This is a genomic window from Rathayibacter agropyri, from assembly GCF_013249015.1.
Classification (GTDB): Bacteria; Actinomycetota; Actinomycetes; order Actinomycetales; family Microbacteriaceae; genus Rathayibacter; species Rathayibacter agropyri.
On sequence record NZ_JABRPL010000014.1, the window covers coordinates 1 to 5,406 of the forward strand.

Consider the following 5,406-nt stretch of genomic DNA (forward strand, 5'->3'; position numbering starts at 1 on the left):
ATATTTTTCGATCACTCTCGTTGTGAAGTGCCTTTGTGGTGTGGAGGCGGGGTGTGTCCGATTCTTGAGAACTCAACAGCGTGCACTATGTTCAATGCCAATTTTATATCTCTGGCTGGTTGTTTTTGGATGACTGGTTGGGGTTTCTTTGGAAATTGATGTCAGTTTCCGGCTTTCGGGTCGGAGGGATGTCGTATTTGCTAGAGGTCAAACTTGATTTCCTTCTCTTTGGGGTTGGGGGTCGTAATTTTTTTACGGAGAGTTTGATCCTGGCTCAGGACGAACGCTGGCGGCGTGCTTAACACATGCAAGTCGAACGATGAAGCCTAGCTTGCTGGGTGGATTAGTGGCGAACGGGTGAGTAACACGTGAGTAACCTGCCCTTGACTCTGGGATAAGCGCTGGAAACGGCGTCTAATACCGGATATGACCTGCCCCGGCATCGGGTGTGGGTGGAAAGTTTTTCGGTCAAGGATGGACTCGCGGCCTATCAGCTTGTTGGTGAGGTAATGGCTCACCAAGGCGACGACGGGTAGCCGGCCTGAGAGGGTGACCGGCCACACTGGGACTGAGACACGGCCCAGACTCCTACGGGAGGCAGCAGTGGGGAATATTGCACAATGGGCGAAAGCCTGATGCAGCAACGCCGCGTGGGGGATGACGGCCTTCGGGTTGTAAACCTCTTTTAGTAGGGAAGAAGGGCTTCGGCTTGACGGTACCTGCAGAAAAAGCACCGGCTAACTACGTGCCAGCAGCCGCGGTAATACGTAGGGTGCAAGCGTTGTCCGGAATTATTGGGCGTAAAGAGCTCGTAGGCGGTTTGTCGCGTCTGCTGTGAAAACCCGAGGCTCAACCTCGGGCCTGCAGTGGGTACGGGCAGACTAGAGTGCGGTAGGGGAGAATGGAATTCCTGGTGTAGCGGTGGAATGCGCAGATATCAGGAGGAACACCGATGGCGAAGGCAGTTCTCTGGGCCGTTACTGACGCTGAGGAGCGAAAGCGTGGGGAGCGAACAGGATTAGATACCCTGGTAGTCCACGCCGTAAACGTTGGGAACTAGATGTGGGGGCCTTTCCACGGTCTCCGTGTCGCAGCTAACGCATTAAGTTCCCCGCCTGGGGAGTACGGCCGCAAGGCTAAAACTCAAAGGAATTGACGGGGGCCCGCACAAGCGGCGGAGCATGCGGATTAATTCGATGCAACGCGAAGAACCTTACCAAGGCTTGACATATACCGGAAACTTCCAGAGATGGTTGCCCCGCAAGGTCGGTATACAGGTGGTGCATGGTTGTCGTCAGCTCGTGTCGTGAGATGTTGGGTTAAGTCCCGCAACGAGCGCAACCCTCGTTCTATGTTGCCAGCACGTTATGGTGGGAACTCATAGGAGACTGCCGGGGTCAACTCGGAGGAAGGTGGGGATGACGTCAAATCATCATGCCCCTTATGTCTTGGGCTTCACGCATGCTACAATGGCCGGTACAAAGGGCTGCGATACCGTAAGGTGGAGCGAATCCCAAAAAGCCGGTCTCAGTTCGGATTGAGGTCTGCAACTCGACCTCATGAAGTCGGAGTCGCTAGTAATCGCAGATCAGCAACGCTGCGGTGAATACGTTCCCGGGCCTTGTACACACCGCCCGTCAAGTCATGAAAGTCGGTAACACCCGAAGCCAGTGGCCTAACCGTAAGGAGGGAGCTGTCGAAGGTGGGATCGGTGATTAGGACTAAGTCGTAACAAGGTAGCCGTACCGGAAGGTGCGGCTGGATCACCTCCTTTCTAAGGAGCTTCTGGGCACCGTAGGGTGTTCCAGGCGCCAGGTCAAAGCGAATGTCTTTGCTGGTTGCTCATGGGTGGAACGTTGAACTGGGTGCAGAGCGAGATTCGTCTTGTGTGAGTACGGCCTTCGGGTTGGGAAAGCGTGGTCGGGTGGAGTTTTGTGCATGCACGCTGTTGGGTCCTGAGGGACCGGGCCGGTTGCCTTTGGGTGGCGGGGTCGACTCTCTGGATCCTTTTCTCATGCCTGGGTGTGTGGGGGAGGGGTACCGCCCGTATTTTGAGAACTACACAGTGGACGCGAGCATCTTTGATACAGGACTGTAAATCCTGGATCATTACGATTCGTGGGGATGCTTTCGGGTGTTCTTGCGAGTCATTGGATCTGCAACTTTTCGAGTTGTGGTTTCTTAAACTCATGTGATTTCAAGTTTTTAAGAGCAAACGGTGAATGCCTTGGCATCTGGAGCCGAAGAAGGACGTCGTAATCTGCGATAAGCCTCGGGGAGCTGATAAACGAGCTGTGATCCGAGGATTTCCGAATGGGGAAACCCCGCTGGGCCCTTTGTGGTGACCTGGTGACTCCCGCCTGAATATATAGGGCGGGTAGAGGGAACGTGGGGAAGTGAAACATCTCAGTACCCACAGGAAGAGAAAACAATAGTGATTCCGTTAGTAGTGGCGAGCGAACGCGGAAGAGGCTAAACCGAGCCATGTGTGATACCCGGCAGGGGTTGCATGGTCGGGGTTGTGGGACTTTTCGTTGTGTTCTGCCGAGCATGGAACGTTACAGCGCATCATAGACGAACAGGTTTGAATGCCTGGCCAGAGCGGGTGCGAGCCCCGTAGTCGAAATGGTGTTATGGCGTGAAGAGTATCCCAAGTAGCACGGGGCCCGAGAAATCCCGTGTGAATCTGTCAGGACCACCTGATAAGCCTAAATACTCCCAGATGACCGATAGCGGACAAGTACCGTGAGGGAAAGGTGAAAAGTACCCCGGGAGGGGAGTGAAATAGTACCTGAAACCGTTTGCTTACAAACCGTCGGAGCCTCCTTGTTGGGGTGACGGCGTGCCTTTTGAAGAATGAGCCTGCGAGTTAGTGCTCTGTGGCGAGGTTAACCCGTGTGGGGCAGCCGTAGCGAAAGCGAGTCCGAATAGGGCGTTGTGAGTCGCAGGGTCTAGACCCGAAGCGAAGTGATCTATCCATGGCCAGGTTGAAGCGACGGTAAGACGTCGTGGAGGACCGAACCCACTTCAGTTGAAAATGGAGGGGATGAGCTGTGGATAGGGGTGAAAGGCCAATCAAACTTCGTGATAGCTGGTTCTCTCCGAAATGCATTTAGGTGCAGCGTTGCGTGTTTCTTGCCGGAGGTAGAGCTACTGGATGGCCGATGGGGCCCAAAAGCTTACTGACGTCAGCCAAACTCCGAATGCCGGTAAGTGAGAGCGCAGCAGTGAGACTGTGGGGGATAAGCTTCATAGTCGAGAGGGAAACAACCCAGACCACCAACTAAGGTCCCTAAGCGCGTGCTAAGTGGGAAAGGATGTGGAGTTGCACAGACAACCAGGAGGTTGGCTTAGAAGCAGCCACCCTTGAAAGAGTGCGTAATAGCTCACTGGTCAAGTGATTCCGCGCCGACAATGTAACGGGGCTCAAGCACGCCACCGAAGTTGTGGCATTGACATTTGTGGTAGGCCTTCGTGGTCCAGCCGTGTTGATGGGTAGGAGAGCGTCGTGTGGCGAGTGAAGCGGCGGTGTGAACCAGCCGTGGACGCCACACGAGTGAGAATGCAGGCATGAGTAGCGAAAGACGGGTGAGAAACCCGTCCTCCGGAAGACCAAGGGTTCCAGGGTCAAGCTAATCTTCCCTGGGTAAGTCGGGACCTAAGGCGAGGCCGACAGGCGTAGTCGATGGACAACGGGTTGATATTCCCGTACCGGCGAAGAACCGCCCAAGATAATCCAGTAGTGCTAAGTATCTGAATCCCTGTGATGGATCCCTTCGGGGTGAAGCGTTGGGCCTAGCGTACGACCCCGTGCTGGTGCGTTTAGCGTGTTAACAGGTGTGACGCAGGAAGGTAGCCGAGCCGGGCGATGGTTGTCCCGGTCTAAGGATGTAGGGCGAACGATAGGCAAATCCGTCGTTCATGGAGCCTGAGATCTGATGGGTAGACGTGAGTCGAAATCGGTGATCCTATGCTGCCAAGAAAAGCATCGACGCGAGGTTCTAGCTGCCCGTACCCCAAACCGACTCAGGTGGTCAGGTAGAGAATACTAAGGAGATCGAGAGAATCGTGGTTAAGGAACTCGGCAAAATGCCCCCGTAACTTCGGGAGAAGGGGGGCCTGAGGCGTGAACGGACTTGCTCCGGGAGCGTTCGATGGCCGCAGAGACCAGTGGGAAGCGACTGTTTACTAAAAACACAGGTCCGTGCTAAGTCGCAAGACGATGTATACGGACTGACGCCTGCCCGGTGCTGGAAGGTTAAGAGGAATGGTTAGCCGATTTGTCGGCGAAGCTGAGAATTTAAGCCCCAGTAAACGGCGGTGGTAACTATAACCATCCTAAGGTAGCGAAATTCCTTGTCGGGTAAGTTCCGACCTGCACGAATGGCGTAACGACTTCCCAGCTGTCTCAACCGCGAACTCGGCGAAATTGCATTACGAGTAAAGATGCTCGTTACGCGCAGCAGGACGGAAAGACCCCGTGACCTTTACTATAGTTTGGTATTGGTGTTCGGTGTGGCTTGTGTAGGATAGGTGGGAGACTGTGAAGCGGGCACGCTAGTGTTCGTGGAGTCATTGTTGAAATACCACTCTGGTCACTCTGGATATCTAACTTCGGACCCTAATCGGGTTCAGGGACAGTGCCTGATGGGTAGTTTAACTGGGGCGGTTGCCTCCTAAAGAGTAACGGAGGCGCCCAAAGGTTCCCTCAACCTGGTTGGCAATCAGGTGTCGAGTGTAAGTGCACAAGGGAGCTTGACTGTGAGACTGACAAGTCGAGCAGGGACGAAAGTCGGGACTAGTGATCCGGCAGTGGCTTGTGGAAGCGCTGTCGCTCAACGGATAAAAGGTACCTCGGGGATAACAGGCTGATCTTGCCCAAGAGTCCATATCGACGGCATGGTTTGGCACCTCGATGTCGGCTCGTCGCATCCTGGGGCTGGAGTAGGTCCCAAGGGTTGGGCTGTTCGCCCATTAAAGCGGTACGCGAGCTGGGTTTAGAACGTCGTGAGACAGTTCGGTCCCTATCCGCTGCGCGCGCAGGAAATTTGAGAAGATCTATCCCTAGTACGAGAGGACCGGGATGGACGAACCTCTGGTGTGTCAGTTGTTCCGCCAGGAGCACCGCTGATTAGCTACGTTCGGAACGGATAACCGCTGAAAGCATCTAAGCGGGAAGCCGGCTTCGAGATGAGATTTCCATCCCTTCGGGGGAGAGGCTCCCAGCCAGACGACTGGGTTGATAGGCCGGATGTGGAAGACAGGACTAAAGACTGTTGAAGCTGACCGGTACTAATAAGCCGATAACTTGATAATCATTACACTCATACCGTTGTAAAGGCTGGTAGGAGTGGTCAAGGATTGCTTGCGTCCACTTTGTGGTTCCCAGAAGACGGGCACCCCGCG

General features: G+C 54.6%; 2 rRNA genes. Both read left to right on the forward strand.

Going from position 1 to position 5,406, the window contains the following annotated elements:
* The first annotated feature begins 251 nt into the window (after positions 1-251).
* Positions 252-1,774 (forward strand): 16S ribosomal RNA (locus HRF29_RS14480).
* A 421-nt stretch (positions 1,775-2,195) separates the two neighbouring features.
* A 23S ribosomal RNA gene (locus HRF29_RS14485) occupies positions 2,196-5,316 on the forward strand.
* The 16S and 23S rRNA genes sit together here, the layout of an rRNA operon.
* The last annotated feature ends 90 nt before the right edge of the window (positions 5,317-5,406 follow it).